Annotated in this window: 14 protein-coding genes; 4 read left to right on the top strand and 10 right to left on the bottom strand. The window is 57.1% G+C overall.

Annotated elements, in window-relative coordinates:
* From H1D41_RS15785 to H1D41_RS15750, 6 genes are read right to left on the bottom strand one after another with little or no spacing between them, the layout of a single operon-like run.
* Window positions 1-966: a D-2-hydroxyacid dehydrogenase gene (locus H1D41_RS15785; RefSeq protein ID WP_228849825.1), complete on the bottom strand. Its 966-nt coding sequence runs from the start codon at window positions 964-966 to the stop codon at window positions 1-3.
* Between the two features lie 3 nt (window positions 967-969).
* Window positions 970-1,512 carry a hypothetical protein gene (locus H1D41_RS15780; RefSeq protein ID WP_228849824.1) on the bottom strand — a complete coding sequence of 181 codons (543 nt, stop codon included), beginning with the start codon at window positions 1,510-1,512 and terminating at the stop codon, window positions 970-972.
* Between the two features lie 2 nt (window positions 1,513-1,514).
* Complete coding sequence (locus H1D41_RS18420) at window positions 1,515-4,367, bottom strand: 2Fe-2S iron-sulfur cluster-binding protein (RefSeq protein ID WP_324250292.1); 2,853 nt, start codon at window positions 4,365-4,367, stop codon at window positions 1,515-1,517.
* Entirely contained in the window at window positions 4,364-4,630 is a 267-nt protein-coding gene (locus tag H1D41_RS15760) for a sarcosine oxidase subunit delta (protein WP_228849823.1), read from the bottom strand. The genes H1D41_RS18420 and H1D41_RS15760 overlap by 4 nt, the downstream gene beginning before the upstream one ends.
* A 1-nt stretch (window position 4,631) precedes the next feature.
* Entirely contained in the window at window positions 4,632-5,873 is a 1,242-nt protein-coding gene (locus H1D41_RS15755; protein WP_228849822.1) for an FAD-dependent oxidoreductase, read from the bottom strand.
* Window positions 5,874-5,894: 21 nt separating this feature from the next.
* Complete coding sequence (locus H1D41_RS15750) at window positions 5,895-7,259, bottom strand: MmgE/PrpD family protein (protein WP_228849821.1); 1,365 nt, start codon at window positions 7,257-7,259, stop codon at window positions 5,895-5,897.
* A gap of 188 nt (window positions 7,260-7,447) precedes the next feature.
* Between H1D41_RS15750 and H1D41_RS15745 the strand changes: the two genes are divergently transcribed.
* The gene (locus H1D41_RS15745; RefSeq protein ID WP_228849820.1) at window positions 7,448-8,353 is read left to right on the top strand and encodes a LysR substrate-binding domain-containing protein; all 906 of its coding nucleotides are present in this window, start codon (window positions 7,448-7,450) and stop codon (window positions 8,351-8,353) included.
* Window positions 8,354-8,415: 62 nt separating this feature from the next.
* Here H1D41_RS15745 and H1D41_RS15740 read toward each other — a convergent pair whose 3' ends face one another.
* Window positions 8,416-10,833, bottom strand: coding sequence for a GcvT family protein (locus tag H1D41_RS15740; RefSeq protein ID WP_228849819.1), 2,418 nt, complete (start codon window positions 10,831-10,833; stop codon window positions 8,416-8,418).
* A gap of 26 nt (window positions 10,834-10,859) precedes the next feature.
* A complete protein-coding gene (locus tag H1D41_RS15735; RefSeq protein WP_228849818.1) occupies window positions 10,860-12,110 on the bottom strand; it encodes an aminotransferase class V-fold PLP-dependent enzyme in 1,251 nt (416 codons plus the stop codon).
* A gap of 304 nt (window positions 12,111-12,414) precedes the next feature.
* On the opposite strand from H1D41_RS15735, the gene H1D41_RS15730 reads away from it, so the two are divergent.
* Window positions 12,415-13,809, top strand: a complete 1,395-nt coding sequence (locus tag H1D41_RS15730) for a DUF4856 domain-containing protein (protein WP_228849817.1) — start codon at window positions 12,415-12,417, stop codon at window positions 13,807-13,809.
* Between the two features lie 40 nt (window positions 13,810-13,849).
* Window positions 13,850-14,845, top strand: coding sequence for a sterol desaturase family protein (locus H1D41_RS15725; protein ID WP_228849816.1), 996 nt, complete (start codon window positions 13,850-13,852; stop codon window positions 14,843-14,845).
* Here H1D41_RS15725 and H1D41_RS15720 read toward each other — a convergent pair whose 3' ends face one another.
* Window positions 14,846-15,724, bottom strand: a complete 879-nt coding sequence (locus tag H1D41_RS15720) for a bestrophin family protein (RefSeq protein WP_228849815.1) — start codon at window positions 15,722-15,724, stop codon at window positions 14,846-14,848.
* Window positions 15,725-15,826: 102 nt separating this feature from the next.
* On the bottom strand, window positions 15,827-16,756 hold the full coding sequence (locus tag H1D41_RS15715; protein ID WP_228849814.1) for a LysR family transcriptional regulator: 930 nt from the start codon (window positions 16,754-16,756) through the stop codon (window positions 15,827-15,829).
* 135 nt (window positions 16,757-16,891) lie between these two features.
* Here H1D41_RS15715 and H1D41_RS15710 point away from each other — a divergent pair, with 135 nt between their 5' ends.
* Window positions 16,892-17,905, top strand: coding sequence for a TAXI family TRAP transporter solute-binding subunit (locus tag H1D41_RS15710; protein WP_228849813.1), 1,014 nt, complete (start codon window positions 16,892-16,894; stop codon window positions 17,903-17,905).
* The last annotated feature ends 79 nt before the right edge of the window (window positions 17,906-17,984 follow it).

The following is a 17,984-nucleotide window of genomic DNA, read 5'->3' as shown; positions in this document are numbered from 1 at the left end:
TCAGTATCCTCTTTCAGGATTAACGATATTTAACAGTGTCTCGCCCCGGCGATAGCGCCAGAGATTATCCGCGAACATTTCCACCGATTTCAGATCCCAGCCGTCATAGACGGAAGAACAATGCGGCGTGATGATGGTGTTTTCAAAGGTCCAGAGCGGATGATCCTCGGGCAGGGGCTCGATGGTGAAGACATCCAGCGCCGCGCCACGGATTGTGTTCCCTTGCAGGGCTTTGATCAACGGAGCCTCGTCAATCACACCGCCGCGCGACACGTCGATGATCACTGCTGTTTCCTTCATCGACTGGAAGGCGTTCGCACCCACAAGCCCGCGCGTGCTGTCGAGCAGGGGCACACAGCAGACGATGAAATCAGCGCGGGACCAGAGGCCGGGCAGGGCATCCATGCCGTGGACTTCATCCACATGGGGCGTGTCTTTCGGGCGGGCGCGTACACCGATGGTGTTCAGACCCATGGCTTTGCTGCGCGCGGCGACGGCCATGCCTGTCTGGCCAAGGCCCAGGATCAGAACGGTTTTACCTGCGATGGGTTCGACCCTGCCCGAGATCCAGTTCTGCTGTGCCTGGGCGGCTTTGAAGCCGGGGATGTTGAGAGAGAAATGCAACATTCCCCCAAGCGCATATTCCGCCATCATATCTGCGGCAACACCAGCGGCATTTGTGACCGTCAGGGTTTCCGGGTTCCAGGGGTTCATATGATCCGTGCCGGACCCGCCGATTGAAACCCATTTCACCGTTGGCGCGTCGATCAGCGCCTGGCGGGGAAAGCCCGGGGTGCCCGCAAAACGCACGGAATAGACAACCTCTGCACCGGTTTCTGTGATCATCGCGGGCAGGGCGTCATAGCTGTCGCAGGTGTGAATGGTCAGATCCGGGTGGGATTTCGCCAGCACATCGCGGGAAGCTTCCGGGTTATCGGTGTGCAGAATGGTGACGGGGTTCTTCATGGATTATCCTTCGCTGAACTCACGGGCGGCTGTGGCAACAGCATTGGCAAAAAACGCGGTGGCGGCAATGTCAAAGAACACAGAAAATCCTTCGCGGCCGTCAAAGGTGTGACGCCAGATGATCGCTTCAAGATAACCCACGCGGGTCTGGGCGATCTGATTGTCTTTGAAGGCGGCAGGGGACAGATCAACCGGACAGATCTTTGCCAGCACATCATTCAGGCGTGGGCCGGACAGATGCATCCAGGCCCAGGTTTCTTCGCGCCAGGCGGTGTACCCTTTGGGGGCAGGGGCCGCGTGCCAGGCAGCGCGCAGATCGTCGGCAGTTTCAACAACAACCAGATCCTCACTGCCCAGGCGCAGCACGCCATTTGCGATTTGGTTGATCTGGGGCAGGGGGCGGCCCTGTGCTTGCAGCCAGGCGCCTGAACCCCGGCCTTTCAGACCGAAACGGGGCAGGGGGGTGAGATCTGTCAGGGTGATGACATTATCAATCAGTGTGACATTTTCCGCCGCACCACCGGGAGAGAGAGGGAAGGTTTTCATGATCACACCTCCTGCCGTTTGTTGTCGGGATCAAAGAAGGCGTGGCCTTCCACCGGCGCGTTCACGCGTTTACCGTTGCGACATTTCAACGTGACCTGCGTGCCGGTGTCACTGTCGTCGCCATGCACATAGGCCAGCGCGATATGTTTCTTCAGCGTTGGTGAATACAGCGATGACGTCACATGACCGACCGGCACATTGTCCCGCAGTACAAGGCAGCTTTCCTGTGGCACGTCCTGGCTGTCGCGGGGCGCATCAAAGCTGAGGCCGGCCAGTTTGCGCGGCAGGCCTTTGTTGCGGCGCATCTCAATCGCGCGTTTGCCGATGAAGAAAGGTTTGCTTTTGGAAACAGCCCAATCAAAACCCAGCTCATCCGGGGAGGTCAGCGCATCGGTGTCCTGTCCAATCAGGATGTGTCCTTTTTCAAGACGCAAAATCCGGCTGGCTTCCAGACCGTAAGGGCGCAGGCTGACAGATTTACCTGCCTCCATAATTGCTTGCCATAGCGTCAGGGCATGGCTGGATGGGCAGTGCAGTTCATAAGACAACTCGCCCGTGAAGCCGATGCGCATGGCCCGCACGGGGACGCCCGCAACCCGGCCTTCGCATCCTTCGAGATAGGCGAAACCTTCGTGGGAAAAGTCGATGTTGCTGTTCAGGGCCTCGACCACCTGACGGGCATTTGGTCCGGTGATGTTGAAGCCTGAGAAAGCAGAGGTGACATTCAGCACATCAACATCCAGCTGCCATTGCGCGTTCCAGAACAGCATGTCGGCATAGACCCGCGCGACCGCGCCGGTGGTGGCGGTGACGTAGTACAAATCATCGGCCAGGCGCAGGGCGACGCCATCATCAATTACCGTTCCCATTTCATTGGTCATCAGGCAATAGCGACAGCGCCCGACGGGCTGTTTCTTATAGGCCATAGTGTAAATGCGGTTGAGGAACTCCCCAGCATCCGGCCCGCGCACCTCAAGCCCGCCAAGGGTGGAGACATCCAGCACGCCGGCGTTTTCGCGCACAGCCCGCACTTCTTCATCAATCAGGCAGCGGGCATCGGTTTTGTCGCCGTAAAAATAGGGACGCCACCAGGCCCCGACCGGGCGCATATCCGCGCCAAGGCGCAGGTGTTCCTGGTGCAATGCCGTGCGCCGTTCCGCAGGGTGATGATGGCCGGACAAAACGCCCAGGGTTTCAGGTGCAAACGGCGGGCGGGCCGTGGTGACGCCGGTTTCTGCGATGCTGCGGTCTGTGGCTTTCGCGACGATCCGGGCGGCGGCCAGGGCCGAATGCCGCCCCTGTGATGGGCCCATACCAACGGTGGTGAAACGTTTGATCAGCTCCAGCTCGCGGTAGCCCTCTCTGGTGGCGTTTTGCAGATCTTTGACCTGAATATCCTCATCCCGGTCGATGAAATCTTTGCCTTTGGGGTGAGCTGTGATTGTCGGTTCAAAATTCGCAAGCACCGCCTCGGTGTCCTCAACCCCGGCGATGTCGCGATGGGGCAGGTCAAGCTGCGCGAGCACCTGATGGGCGCTGCGGATGGCATCCGTGGTGACGGCATCATGTGAGGATAACCCGTTAACGGAACCGGCGATATGCAGGGGTGCGTCGGGCAGGGTCAGGTTGAAACGGGCGTGGTCCTGATCATAGCTGAGCTTTGCGCCTGCCTGGCAGGGCAGTTGCCACATGGGCACGGAACCAACGGACATGACCAGCAGATCACAGGGGATACGCGTGCCGTCTGCCGTGACGGATTTCAGGTGCTTTTTGCCCTGGGCTTCGGTGATGTCGCCGGTGAGGGTTTTCACGCCTTTTGTGTGCAACGCATTCGCCAGATCACCACCGGAACCGCCTGCACGCGGATCGACGACAGTGGCAAGTTCTACGCCCGCGTCCAGCAGATCAAGCGCCACGCGGTAACCATCAGGATTGGCGGCAAGAACCACGGCACGATTGCCAGGCTTTACAGCGTAATGGCGCATCAGGCGTTGGGCAGCACTGCCCAGCATGATCCCGGGCAGATCATTGTTGCGGAAGGTGGCGGGCTGTTCAATTGCGCCGGTGGCCAGGATGACCTCAACCGCGCGGGTTTTGAACAGTTTATTGCCCCGGATCAGAGGCAGCCAGTTGTCTTCATACCAGCCGTTTACCAGGGTATCAGTCATAATGCGCAGGTTGGGGCAAGCTGTCGCGCGGTTGCGCAGATCGTGCAGCAGATCAGAACTGTCGCGGCGATATGTCAGCGCCCCGCCGATCTCTGGTTCCATTTCGGCCAGGATCACATCTGCCCCGGCTTCCGCGGCCTCAATCGCGGCGGTCAAACCGGCAGCACCACCGCCTACCACCAGCAGATCGCAAAACAGGTTTGCCTTTTCGTAGTTCTGATGTGTTGCATTAGTATCCAGCACACCAAGGCCTGCCTTTTTGCGAATGAGCGGTTCCCAGAATTTCAGCCAGGCATTGCGCGTTGGTCCCATGAAAGTGCGGTAATAGAATCCAACGGGCATGAAGCGGCCCAGCTTATCCATGAAAGCATCGCGGTCGTTTGCAAGGGATCCGTTTACATTCTGGGCGGTGACCAGAAGCCCTTCGGAAATCTGATGACGATCGGCCTGCACGTTTGGATCAGAGGGCAGTTGCACCAGGGTGTCGGCCTCGGATCCGGCCATAGACATAAGGCCGCGTGGGCGGTGATATTTGAAGCTGCGTGACAGCATCCACTGGTCATTCGCGGCAAGAGACGAGGCGATGACATCACCTTCAAAGCCTGTGAATTTCGTGCCTTCAAAGCGGAAAGAGACAGGTTTATCGCGATTGATGCGATGTCCCCAGGGGGCGGGCAGGCGGGTCATGGTCGTGCCTCCGCATCTTGGGGGGTGAATGTGCGGATCACCTCATTTGTGGTCGCGTTGCGTTCTGCCAGAAAGAAGTAGTTTGATGGCACATGCCGCCACCATTCGGTAATCACGCCGCGTGAATTATCGACGCGAAACAGGTGACGTGCCCAGTCTGCATCGCTGGTTGTGGCCGGGTCGGGATCGTTTTTTACCGGGCCAAAGCACTGAAATTCATTGATATTACGGGGGCCGTTCATCGGGCAGGTCAGGATCTTCATGTCAGTGGCTCGCCGCTGTTGCGCCCATTTCATTGAGCAGTTCAAAACGCGCAAAACGTTCCATGGTGAAAGGTTCAAGGATTGGCGCGACGCGTCCATTCGCAATCGTCTGCGCCATGTATTTCCCGGCGACTGGCGTGGCTTTGAACCCCCAGGTGCCCCAGCCGCAATCCAGCCAGAGATTCTTCAGCGGGCTTGCGCCCATGATGGGGGAATAATCCGGTGTCATATCGGTGATGCCCGCCCATTGACGCAGCAGACGCACGCCCTGCAGGAAGGGGAAAAGATGGGTTGCGCCCTCAGACAGATGTTCTTTCATATCAAGGGTCGAGCGGGTGGAACACAGCTGATAAGGGTCTGATCCGCCGCCAATCACGATTTCGCCGCGTGAGGATTGCACAAGATAGGTGTGCAGGCTGACGGAACTGACAAGCGTGTGCAGCCAGGGTTTCAGGGGCTGGGTGACCATGGCCTGAAGCGGGTAACACCGGATCGGCAATTCGACACCGGCGCGCATGGCCATGTCGTAATTCATGCCACCCACAGCGATCATCACCTGGCCGGCGGCAATGTCCCCGCGATTGGTGCGGACTTTGGTGATCCGGCCCTGATCTGTTTCAAAGCCTTCAACTTCGGTGCGCTGATGGATTTCCACACCCCGGCGTGCGGCCTGTGCGGCGTAGCCCCAGGCGACAGCATCATGGCGCGCCGTGCCGCCATCCGCATGCCAGAGCCCGCCCATGATTTCCAGTGGGCCGCCTTCATCCATATTCAGATGTGGCGAAAGGTCCTTCACCGTCTGGGCGTCTACGACCTCAATATTCGTGCCCGCATGTTTGCCCATTTCAGCCCGCAGATGGAAAGATCGAAGGGTGGCTTCGGTATGGGCCAGCGTCAGCTGCCCGCGTTGGGAAAACATCACGTTGAAATCAAGCTCTTGGCTCATTTCCTCGTACAGCTGCACGCCTTCTTTATAAAAGGCGATGCCCTCTTTCGTGATGTAGTTTGACCGGATCGTCGTGGTGTTACGCGCGGTGTTGCCCCCTGCCAGATAGCCTTTTTCCAGCACCGCAACATTGGTGATGCCGTGGTATTTGGACAGGTAATGCGCACAGGCCAGCCCGTGGCCACCGCCGCCGATGATCACCACATCATACGAGGATTTCAGATCGGGCGTGGCAGGGATGTCACCGGTGACAGGATAGTCGCGGGAGAAGGCATATTTCAGAAGCCGAAGGGGCATGTCGGGGGCCTTTGGGAAAGATCAGGGGGCGTCAAAGATCAGCGCAGCGAGGTCAGAGAATTTGGAATTCTCATCGGTCAGTCCCAGCACGGCATCGCGGATCGCGCTTGCACGGGCGTCACCTAGTGACGGGCTGGCGAACTCCATAAACTTCGCGATAACTTCCGCGCGTTCCATCGGGGCTTCGGGGCCGCCGCGGGCGTGGATGTCGCCGGATTCCAGCACGCGTCCGTCTGTCGTGGTGATGGTGACGTCAGCGAAGCGACCCATCGGGAAACGATCGCTGTGTTTTGCGGTTTCTGTCACGATGATGCGGTCCAGCACTTGTGCGACCAGCGGATCAGACAGGCCGGACCCGGTGATATGTTCAACGCCAATGCGCCCGTGCACAACCATGGTGGCCACCGCGAAGGGCAGGGAGTATTGCGCTTTGGATGTGTCATCCGGCATGCCCTGGAACAGGCAGGCGCCCTCGTGGAATGTGTTGACTTCGATCTTTGCGATATCGCCATGGGTCAAACCGTGTTCCAGCAGGATCGCGCGGGTCGCATCAATGGACGCATGGGCCCAGCGACAGATCGGGTAGGGTTTCACATATTGATGCTGCATCTGCCAGAAGCTGCCCAGATCCTGCCAGTGATGAGCGACCTGATCTTCCTCAATGGTGATTGCAGGGGCGCCGGTAAAGCCCAGTTCGGCCATAATCGCAGCGGACAGCCCGACCAGCGCGCCCTGACCAGATCCGTCGTGCAGCATGGTTGGATTGGCAATTTCGCGCATCATCTGGCTGCGCGGCCCGTGGTATTCAGCGATGCCCATGGCTTCGCGCATCTGGATCTCAGACATGCCGCGCAGACGGGCGGCCATGGCGACAACGCCAAGGGCATTCCAGGCACCAGAGGTGTGATAATCACTGACGGAATTGTGCAGGCTGATGCCCGCGCGCCCGGCGACCTCATAGCCGATGGTCACAGCGGTCAGGGCCTCGCGCCCGGTGAAATCAGGGGTGGTTTCGGATAATGCCGCAAGGGTTGGCACTACCACCACGCCGATATGGCCTTTGGTGGGGTTATAGCCGTCGTGGCCATCCAGATTGTCGGTTTGCGTCGCAGCGGCAAAAGCAGACCCCGCCAGGCTGACCCGGCGACCATCAAACATCATCCGTGCGGAGAGATCCTGCCGCCCGGCACCATAAAGCGCGACAGTGCTTTCGCGGGCGATCTGTCCGGCCTGCATCGGGCCTGCGCCAATGGTGATGCCGATGGTATCCAGCGTCATCAGGGCTGCGGCGTCCAGCACATCATCGGGGAAATCATCCGGGGTCGTGTCCAGGGTGAAACGGGCGACATTGGCCCAGGTATCAGGAGAGAGAGTTGGTTCAGCCACAGGAGTATCCACGCGTTATCGGATGATTTCACCGATCAGATTAGGGGCAGGCGCGGGTGTGGGCGAGAAAACAAAAGCAGGTCTGAGGTGCAGGATTTTTTGTGCGAAAGGTTAAAAGCGTCATTTCAGATGGGTCATCGGGCGCAGATGGGTCATCTTCCTGCGCGGGCCGGCCTTATGATCGCCCTATGATGCATCTGCCCCATCTGACATTCCTGCGCTCTTTCGAGGCCGCCGCCCGCCACATGAGCTTTACCGCCGCCGCGGAAGAGCTGAACTGCACGCAATCCGCTGTCAGCAATCATGTGCGATCCCTTGAAGATTTCATTGGTCGTCCGCTGTTTGTACGTCACCCCCGGTCGCTGTCCCTGACTGAAGTGGGTGAAGCTTACCTGCCTGCCCTGCGCCGGGCTTTGCAGGAAATTGATGTGGCGACGCAATCGCTGATCATGCAGAACCACAAGCGTGAGGTTGTGATTTCCGTTCCGGTCAGTCTGGGGGCTGGCTGGCTGCCTGGTGTGATCAAAGGATTTGCAGAGGCCCACCCGGATATTGATCTGACTTTGCATGGGACCGTCTGGACCGATGTTGAGGAAAATGTTTCAGACATTTCGATTTCGGTGAATCATATGGATGAAATCATGCCGGATATGACAAAGCTGTGGTCAGAGGATCTGACACTGGTGTGTGCGCCGGATTATCAGGTGCATGGCGAAGCGTTTGATCGGGCTGAACAATTATATGATGCGGATCTGATCCAGGTGCTGGGACGGCTGGAATACTGGAAGCTTGCGGCGAAATCCCTGGGTCTGCGTGATCTCAACCAGCATGGCGGATTGCGCACCAGTGCGACCAATCTGGCGCTGGAAATGGCAGCAGAGGGTCTGGGCTGTGTGGTTGTTCCGCGATCCCTGGCGCTGACCTATATAAACCGGCGTTTGTTGCAGGAACCTGTGGCGCTGAATGTGCGATCGCCCTGGGTTTATTGCCTGCGGACAAAGGATAAATCCTTAACGCCGTCGGTGAAAGCTTTCATGACCTGGATGCTGAAATCTGCAGAGGTTTTCCAGGCCGGAACATCGCAGACAGGCTAAGATTTTTCACAGAAAAACCTGGGACAGATCGCCCGCCTTTGGGATAAGGCGGGCGATTTTCTTTATGCGCGCAGACGTGCGCCGGATGGGTCAAACGGTGCTTCGTCAAGAATTTTGGCACGGTGTGGTTTGCCCAGAACCTGGATCAGAACTGTATCACCTGGTTTGGAAACCTCAGGATTGCGGAACCCAAGCGCGAGCGACTTATCCACGGTGTAGCCATAGGCACCGGATGTCACGCGGCCAACGGATGTGCCATCTTCGCCAAACACCGGTTCGCCGCCGGTTGCATCCGCATTGTCGGTGACTTCCATTTCAAAGCAGCACATGACTTCGCGCGGGGCGTTGTCTTTGACCGCCAGATAGGCGTCTTTGTGCAGAAAGTCTTTGTCCAGCTTGATCAACCCTTCCAGGCCAACTTCCTGCGGCCAGTATTCCTGGGAATACTCGCGGCTCCAGGAACCATAGCCTTTTTCGATCCGCAGGGACCCAAGGGCACGTCCGCCAACCGGACCACCGCCGCAGTCTTTGGCTGCACCGACCAGGGCCTCATAAAGGGTGATCTGATCGCCTTCCGCGCAGTGCAGTTCCCAGCCAAGATCACCGGTAAAGCTGACGCGGATTGCAACGCAGTCCACACCCGCCACCTGGATTTTCTGTGAGCGCATGAAACGGAAGTTTTCATTCGAAAGATCTGCATTGGTCAGGCGCGCAAGTGCATCACGGGATTTTGGCCCGGCGATGTTGAAGCCAGCGATGCTGTCTGTGGCGACTTCAAGCGTGGTGCCTTCGGGCAGGTCCACCATGTTGAAGAACCGCTGATGATAGCGTTCGCCAAGGCCGGAGCCGATCATCATATATTCATCGTCATCCAGCTTGGTGATGGTGAAATCACCGGCCACACCACCGCGTACAGAGATCAGCGGGGTCAGGCAGGACCGGCCTGTGATGGTTGGCACTTTATTGGCGACAAGCTTGTCCAGCCAGTCATATGCGCCGGGGCCTTTCACGATGTAATTCGCAAAGTTTGAGATATCGATCACACCAACGGAATCGCGCAGCATCTTTGCTTCACGTCCCACAGGTTCCCACCAGTTCTGGCGGGTGAACCCGTTGGTTTCCTCAGCACCCGGGGCATCGGCAAACCACAGCGGATGTTCCCAGCCACAGTTCAGACCAAAGACACCACCCATGGCTTTCTGCACTTCATAGGCGGGGCGCACACGGGCCGGACGACCAGCGGAACGTTCTTCATTCGGGAAGTGAATTTTGAAACGGTGGGTATAGGCGTCTTCGACCCGCGCTTTGGTGAATTTCTTGTCGGCCCAGTCGCCAAAGCGTGCCAGATCCCAGGCGAACATATCGTATTGCGGCTCACCTTCGATCATCCATTGCGCGGCCAGCAGACCCAGACCACCGGACTGGCTGAATCCAGGGATCAGACCGCCACAGAGGAAGTAGTTTTTCAACTCCGGCACCGGACCCCAAAGCATATTCGCATCCGGCGACCAGATCATCGGGCCGTTGATCACACGTTTCACACCGGCGGTTGCGGCCACAGGCACACGTTCGGTGGCGCGGATCACGTTTTCCATGATCCGGTCCAGATCATCCGGGAACAATTCATGGGCGAAATCAAGCGGCGTGCCTTCTTCGGCCCAGAATTTCATGTCTTTTTCATAAGCGCCGATCAGCAGGCCATTGCCTTCCTGACGGAAGTAATATTCGCCGTCCCGGTCCGCGATGGAAGGCAGGCGGCGGCCGAGTTTTTCGACCTCATCAATGCTTTCTGTGACGAAATACTGATGTTCGGTCGGTTGCAGCGGCAGGGTCAGACCCGCCAGAGCCGCAACTTCACGCCCCCAGAGACCGGACGCGTTTACAACCCATTGGGTATGAATATCGCCTTTTGTGGTGCGCACGATCCAGGACCCATCGGGTTGCTGTTCTGTGCCGATCACCGGGCAGAACCGTTCAATCGTCGCGCCCATAGCACGGGCACCGGCTGCATAGGCATGGGGCACGCCGGACGGATCCACATTGCCGCCATCGGATTCAAACATGATGCAGCGCACATCATCAAAATTCGCGAGGGGATGCAGCTTCTGCGCTTCTTCGCGGCTGACCTCATGGAAGTTCAGACCATAGAATTTTGCCTTGGCTTCCTGCAGGCGCAGCTGGTGTTCACGTTCTTCCGTTTGCGCAAGATAAAGCGAACCGGGCTGAAACACACCGCAGCTTTGCCCGGTTTCCTGTTCCAGTTCCTTATACAGGTTCATCGTATAATGCTGAATGCGGGTGATGTTGTTGTTGTCATGCAGCCCGTGAATATTGGCGGCGGCATGCCAGGTGGACCCGGATGTCAATTCATCGCGTTCCAGCAGAACACTGTCGGTCCAGCCGAGTTTCGCGAGGTGATAGAGGATCGAGGTGCCGGCAAGTCCGCCACCGATCACAACGGCCTGTGCGTGGGTTTTCATGGGTGAAATCCTTTGTTTCTTACGCCTCAGGCGGCGATGGTTTTCATGGCCGCAAGGAAAGTTGCGACTTCAGAGACAGAGTTATAATGGCACATGGATACGCGTACGCAGCTGTCCATTTCCAGTGGGTTCAGGATGTTGCCGGAATAATGATCGGCCTTGCGCAGATGGGTGCGGATGCCCTGTTCATTCAGCATTTTCACAACATCAACAGATGGCACGCCTTTGACAGCCAGGGATACCAGCCCTTCGCGCGCGGGGTTGTCGACACCGCCAAGGATAGTGACCTTTTCCATTTCAGCCAGACCCGCGAGGTTACCAGTGCCGTGGATCATGGCATCTGTCAGGGCTTTTTCCTGGGCGTGGATGGCTTCGCCAGCAGCCAGGAATTTACCCCGGCGATCCTGCGTGTCGGATACTTCACCGCCAAGCCATTCAAAATAGGACACCACATCTGACATGGTTGCATAAGCGCCCGTGTCGCGTGTGCCCATTTCCCAGTTGTCTTCCGGCCCGTCGATCAGGGCGTTATGGGGCAGGGTGGTCAGGCGATCTGAAATCCAGGCGATGCCGTAACCATGGCGGGAAAAGACCTTGTAAGGTGAGATCACATAGCCATCGACGTCATATTCCGTCAGATCCATGCGCCCGTGGGCGGCGTGCTGGATGCCATCAACGATGATGTAGCAATCAGGCGCCACCGCGCGGATGGCTTTGCTGACCGCAGCCACATCCACACCCATGCCAGTGACCGGCGAAGTATGCACGATGGTTGCGACTTTTGTATCGGGGGTGACGGCGGCGGCGTATGCATCAGCCGTGACTGTGCCACTCGCATCATCATGAGTGATCAGGATATGTTCCTGGCCTGCGATCCGGGACCAGCGATCTGCAGCAGAACGGGTGGCAGGATGTTCAAGGGTGGACCCCAGAACCTTGCCCGCACCGGTGCCAAGGCAGGCGTTCATGATCAGGCGAAACAGCAGTTCTGTGCCGCTTTCGCCTGCAAAGAACTGCCCACCCGGTGCGTTCATAAACTCGGCCATATCGGCCTTGGCTTTGGTGATTGTTGCCACAAGCGCATGGCTGCCGGGGTTATCCCGCCCCTGATTGTCCGGGATCGCAGCATAATGCGCGGAACTGTCCAGCGCAGATTTCAACGTCAGCGCGCCACCGGCGTTTTCAAAAAAGATCCGCTCGCCCTGAACGGGGCAGCTGTCAATCTGGGCAAAGCGGGCGCGGATTTCTTCAAGGAGGGTGTCGTTTATCTGACTCATCTGGGGACCAGTTCTTTCGCAGTTACCGCTTAAAACTAAGCGGGTTTGCCCAGAGTGACATGCAAAAAAAAACAGGGCAATGCCTGTGAAATTTCAATGAGTAGGTGTCGGTAACAGAGCAAAGCGACGGATCCGGCCTGTATCTATGCGTCGTGGTGGTGCGGATATACAAATTTTCCTGCAATCGGAGCATAGGACTAAAGTTTCTGACTATTTCTGTCGGGAACCTTGACACTTCATTCGAATACCTGATTAAAGACCTCAGAATAATTCAGAGCTTTGCTCAGGACTCAGGAGACGCGAAATGCTTAAATCTAAATTCATGCGCACGACGGTTATTGTTGCTGCCGCTTTTGTTGCCACTGCGGCGACCGCAAACACCTATGGCCCTTACCCGATTACCCTGCAGGGCTATGAAGGCGACCGTACCAATTCCGTGTCTTACAACGGCCAGATCGCGCGCCACGTGCTGCACGACAGCCTGAAAAAGCTGGCGGGCCGTGGTGACGGTGGTGCAAATGCGGCAGAACTGGAAGCGCAGATGTTGTCTTACTTCAACGGTTCCGACGAAGATCTGCCAATCATCGCCCCTGCTGGCAGTGACGAATTCCCTGTGATGCAATCCATGGTTGGCGAAATTTCCGGCGGCAAGAATATGTCCGGCAAATTTTACAACGGCGCAATGCCGGCCTGGCCTGGCAATATGTCCGGCGTTCAGGTGATGGAACATATGATCAGCAACGCGGCGGCTGCTAACGGTGGTTTTGATGCGGAAAACGGGTTTGATTGGGGTCAGCTGATTTCCAAATTCACCCTGGGTGCGATGCCTTACAGCCAGGCTGTTGACAACTACCTTGACGAAAAACTTGACGCGGACAACAAGCCGAACGACGGACCTTACAGCGATGGCGCGGCTTACACCGGTAAAGAACACGTCTGGGACGAAGCGTTTGGCTACTTCGGCACCCCGGCCCACACAATCGGTCTGACTGCTGATCAGGTTTATGGCATTGCAAAAGGCCGTGATCTGGCTGCGGCTGACGCCAATGGCGACGGTGTTGTTGATCTGCGTTCCGAAATGGTATTTGGCCCGGCCTATTATGCGGCTGGCGCGGACCGTTCCGGCAACACAAACTACCTGCCGACCATCACCCAGGCGTTTATCGACGGCCGTGAACTGATCACATCCGCCGAAGGCGTGGCCCTGACAGATGAACAGCGCAATGAGTTGCGCGGCTATGCATCCACCATTGAAGAAAACTGGGAGCGCGTGATTGCGGAAGCGATCTTCAAATACGCGGGTTCCGTTTACAATGACATCAACGCGCTGCAGGAAGCTGGCGAAGACAATGCGGAAATCTACCGCAATTATGTCAAACACTGGGGTGAGCTGAAGGGTTTCACCATGGCGATCCAATCCGGTCGTAACAACCTGGGCGCAACTGCGGTTGAGATGAACACCCTTGTGGGCTTTGGTCCTGTGACGCTGGACAACAGCTATGTCACTGGCCTGGATGCGGATGGTAACTTTACCCGCGATCGTCGCATGGCCTGGTCTGACTATCAGCTGAACATGCTGAAAGTTCAGGAACTGATGGTCAGCGCATTTGGTGTTGAAGCCCGTGCAAAAGATCAGCTGGCTGAACTTGAAGCACTGGCAGGTGCACTTGACGCGGCTGCGTCTGCTGAGACTGACTGATACTCCCGGGGGTGCGCTTCGGTGCGCCCCCACCTTTCCGATGGAACTGCCGGATTATATCACCACATTTTATGCAGATTTCATTGACCCGAAGAAGCGTGTCTTCATCGGGTATCTTTTGTTGTCTCTGCTCATTGCTTTCGCCTGGATGATTGCCCTGCGTCGCACACCCTTGCGGGAAAGCCTGTCAAAGATCTTTGACCGTAAGGTGTTTTTCTCACCCTCGGCCAAAGCCGATTACAAGATCTTCATCATCAACCGGCTGTTTTCTTTCTTTATTTCGCCGCTATTGCTGACGCAGCTGGCGATTGCCACATCGATCTATTACCTGTTGCATCGTCAGGGGCTTGTGCATTCCGGCCAGTTCTCAGACATTAGCAAACCGCTGATTGTGGCGCTGTATTCCGTCACCCTGTTTCTGGTAGAGGATCTGACGAAATATCTTGTGCATCGCTGGATGCACCGCTGGCCCCTGTTCTGGGCCATTCATAAGGTTCACCATTCCGCCGAAACCATGACGCCGATCACGGTGTACCGGGTGCACCCGCTGGAAGGTGTCCTGTACGGGCTGCGCGGGACCTTTTCACAGGGCCTGGTGATTTCCGCCTTTGTCTTTGCTTTCGGCAGCGGCGTTGATCTTTACACGATTGTTGGCGTCAATGTTCTGGTGTTTTTCTTTCATGTCACCGGGTCAAACCTGCGCCATTCGCATATCGCGATCCGATACTGGCCCTGGCTGGAACATATCCTGATTTCGCCATCACAACATCAGCTGCATCATTCGATTGCCCGTGAACATCACGATAAGAATTTCGGTGTCGCGCTGGCGGTGTGGGACTGGATGTTCGGATCTCTGCATTTGTCTGAGACGGATAAGGACCTGACCTTCGGCCTGACGGGAAAAGACAAGGAATCTGCCCGATTGTCCCACATTTATTTCTACCCGATTCTGGATATGGGGCGTGTGATCCGGCGGCGGTTGCAGCGGTTGAAAACATTTGTTGTCACCCGCGTGATGCGACGGGCTGACGGTTAATCACATCAGAACAGCGTCCTGAGCCTGCAAGGGTTCGGGCGGGGCTTCATTCAGGGCTTCGGCAACTGAGATTTCGATCACCCGGCACATGGCACTGAGGGGCAGTCCGTTTGACCCGTCTGAAAACGGATGTTCCAGCTCATTTGTCACGGCCTGAAGCCCGAAAAACACATAGGCGACAATCGCGGCGATCAGGGGCGTCAGCAAGCCGCCCGCATCCAGCAGCGCGAAGGGCAGGAACAGGCAATAAAGATAGGTCGTGCGACGCACCAGAAGCGAATAAACAAAGGGCAGAGGCGTGGTTGCAATGCGTTCGCAGCCCGCCTGAGACATGCCCAGATCCCCCAGTACCCGGGCTATCGCCAGGCGGCCAAACCCGTCGGCTTCAGTCATCCGGGCCAGCTGCCGGCCCATATCGCGCAGGGCCGCATCGGCGGGGTTACGGGCCCTGGTCAGTGCGTCGAACCCCGCGATGTCATTCGCCACATCATCGCCGCGCAAAAAGCTGCGGTGCAGATGGGCAAAGGCGACGGCGGTTTTCAGGAATTGTGCGCGGTCCGGCCCGTCCGGCAGGAAGATCACCGTGTGGCGCGCCAGCGTGCGCACATCGCCAATCAGCGCTCCCCATAATTTACGCGCCTCCCACCAGCGGCTGTAGGCGGCATTGTTGCGAAACCCCAGAAACAGTGAGAGCGCAACGCCAAACACGCCAATCGCTGACAGCGAAATCCCCGGCAGATCGACAATCAGCCGATCCACCAGAATGATCGCGGCGGACAGCATCGTCACCGCAATGATTTGCGGCAGAATGCGCGGCACGACAGACCCCTGCATGGTGAAAAACAGGGCAAGCGGCGTGGGTTGGTCACGAATAATCATGCGTCAGCTTTAGGCCCTCTGCAACCGGCTGGCAATCTCATCCGGCAGATGTCTGGTGTAAGGGGGCTGCGGGGTGGTCATACTGCCCTGGTTCCCTGGCCTTCAACCCTGGCTGAATTTCACCTGAAGCAAATGAGTCACAAATTCCCACCATTCCTGCTGAAAACTTTGTGCCAGCTGTGAAAGAGGCCGGTTTTTGGGGAACAGAACTGAATACCACATGTCAATTTCCGACTGCAGGGGCAGAAACAGGATTTTGCTATCTGCGCCCCGGCTGCGCAGATAGCTTTCCGCGCTGAGAGGGTCGACAATTGCGCAGGCCTGTCCTGCTTCCACAAAGTGAAACAAAGGCAGAAAAAACTGTGCATCAAACCGCAGGTTGAAATCGGCCCGTTCCCGCGTAAAGGCGCGCACTGTTTCAATATATGTGGAATGACCGGGCTGTAACGCGCCCATGGGTTCGCCGTCCAGATCAGCGATGGAAATGCTGTCTTTCTTTGCCAGACGGTGATTTTGCGGCACCGCACACAGACAACGACCGGGCATTTCTTCAGAAAAATAAAGGTTCTGGTTTACGCCGTGACCCGAGGCATCTGCAAAGCCCAGATCATAGCTGCCGGTCGCCATCATCGCGCGCACCTGGGGCGAGGATCGGGTCAACAAAGACACGCGGACTTTCGGGCGATCAGCAACAAACTGGCTGATGAAATCCGGCAGCAGGAATGACGACGGCCCCGGCATCGCGGCGATACGCAGTGCACCGCTGTTCTGGTCACGCATATTCGTCATGTTCTGCTGAGCAGCCTCAAGACGTGACAGAATTTCCGTGGCCTCATCCAGCAGATACAGCGCCTCGGGCACCGGCACCATGCGCCGCCCTTCTCTGCGGAATAATTCAAGGCCCAATTCCCGTTCCAGCCCTTTGATTGCGGCACTGACCGCGGGTTGGGTGCGCAACAAATTGCGCGCTGCTTCTGAAACGGATCCGGTTTTCATGACTTCATAGAAGACGGCAAGTTGCTGACTGTTCATAGGTTATCCATAAATGAAATCTATATATATAGCAATTTTTTGAATTAGTATTTATGCATCATCCTCCCTAAGCTAATCCAATCACAATAGGAGGAGGCCGCGGCCTGAACGCGGCACAACATTAGGGAGACGAGAATGAAACTTATCAAAACGATCACGGCGGCGGCGCTTGCCGGTACCATGCTGACATCTGCTGCGATTGCGCAGGACATGCAGTTCTTCCGCATTGGTACCGGCGGTGCAGGCGGCACCTACTTCCCCATCGGCGGCATTATCGCCAACGCGATTTCCAACCCTCCGGGCTCCCGTGCCTGTGACGAAGGTGGCAACTGCGGCGTTCCGGGCCTTGTTGCCATGGCGCAATCCACCAACGCATCTGCGCATAACGTGAACGCCATTCAGGCGGGTCAGATGGAAGCGGGCCTGTCCGGCGCTGCAACCCTGCATTTCGCGTATCATGGCACCGGCAAATATGAAGGCAACGCCAAGCCGGATCTGCGCATCATCGCGAACCTCTTCCCGGAAGATCTGCATCTGGTCCTTCCAGAAGGTCACGCGCTTGATGGCGGCCTGTCTGGTCTTGAAGGTCAGCGTGTCGGCATTGCGCAGGCTGGTTCCGGCACCCAGATCGCGGTGGAACTGATCCTGGCAGATCACGGTGTAACCCGTGACAATATGGACGAAGCAGAACTGAACAATTCCCAGTCTGCGGAACGTATCGCAGATGGTCAGCTTGATGCGTATTTCTATGCGGCGGGCACCCCGGTTGCGGCAATGATCCAGCTGGACAACACTAAAGGGATGGAACTGCACAACTGGTCCGATGCGGAAATTGCCCAGGCCAATGAAACTGTGCCTTACTACATTCCATCCACCATTCCGGCCGGCACTTATCCTGGTGTGGATTACGACGTAAACACCGTTGCTGTGTCTGGTATGCTGGTGACCAACGCTAATATTGACGATGATCTGATCTATGAGATCACCAAAGCGATGTGGTCTGAAACCGCCCGTAAACTGCTGGACAATGGTCACCCGAAAGGTGCTGCGATCACGCTGGAAACTGCGCTTGACGGGATCGAGGGCATTGGTGTGCCTCTGCATCCGGGTGCGGAGCGTTTCTACCGCGAAATCGGTATGCTTGACTGATACCTCCCCTGAACTGCGGCACGGGATATTCCGTGCCGCTTTTTCTATTTGTGACCTGCCTGCGGGTGCGCGACCCGAT

This window comes from Halocynthiibacter styelae, from assembly GCF_016123485.1.
GTDB lineage: Bacteria > Pseudomonadota > Alphaproteobacteria > Rhodobacterales > Rhodobacteraceae > Halocynthiibacter > Halocynthiibacter styelae.
This window is presented reverse-complemented; position numbering and strand designations above follow the sequence as displayed.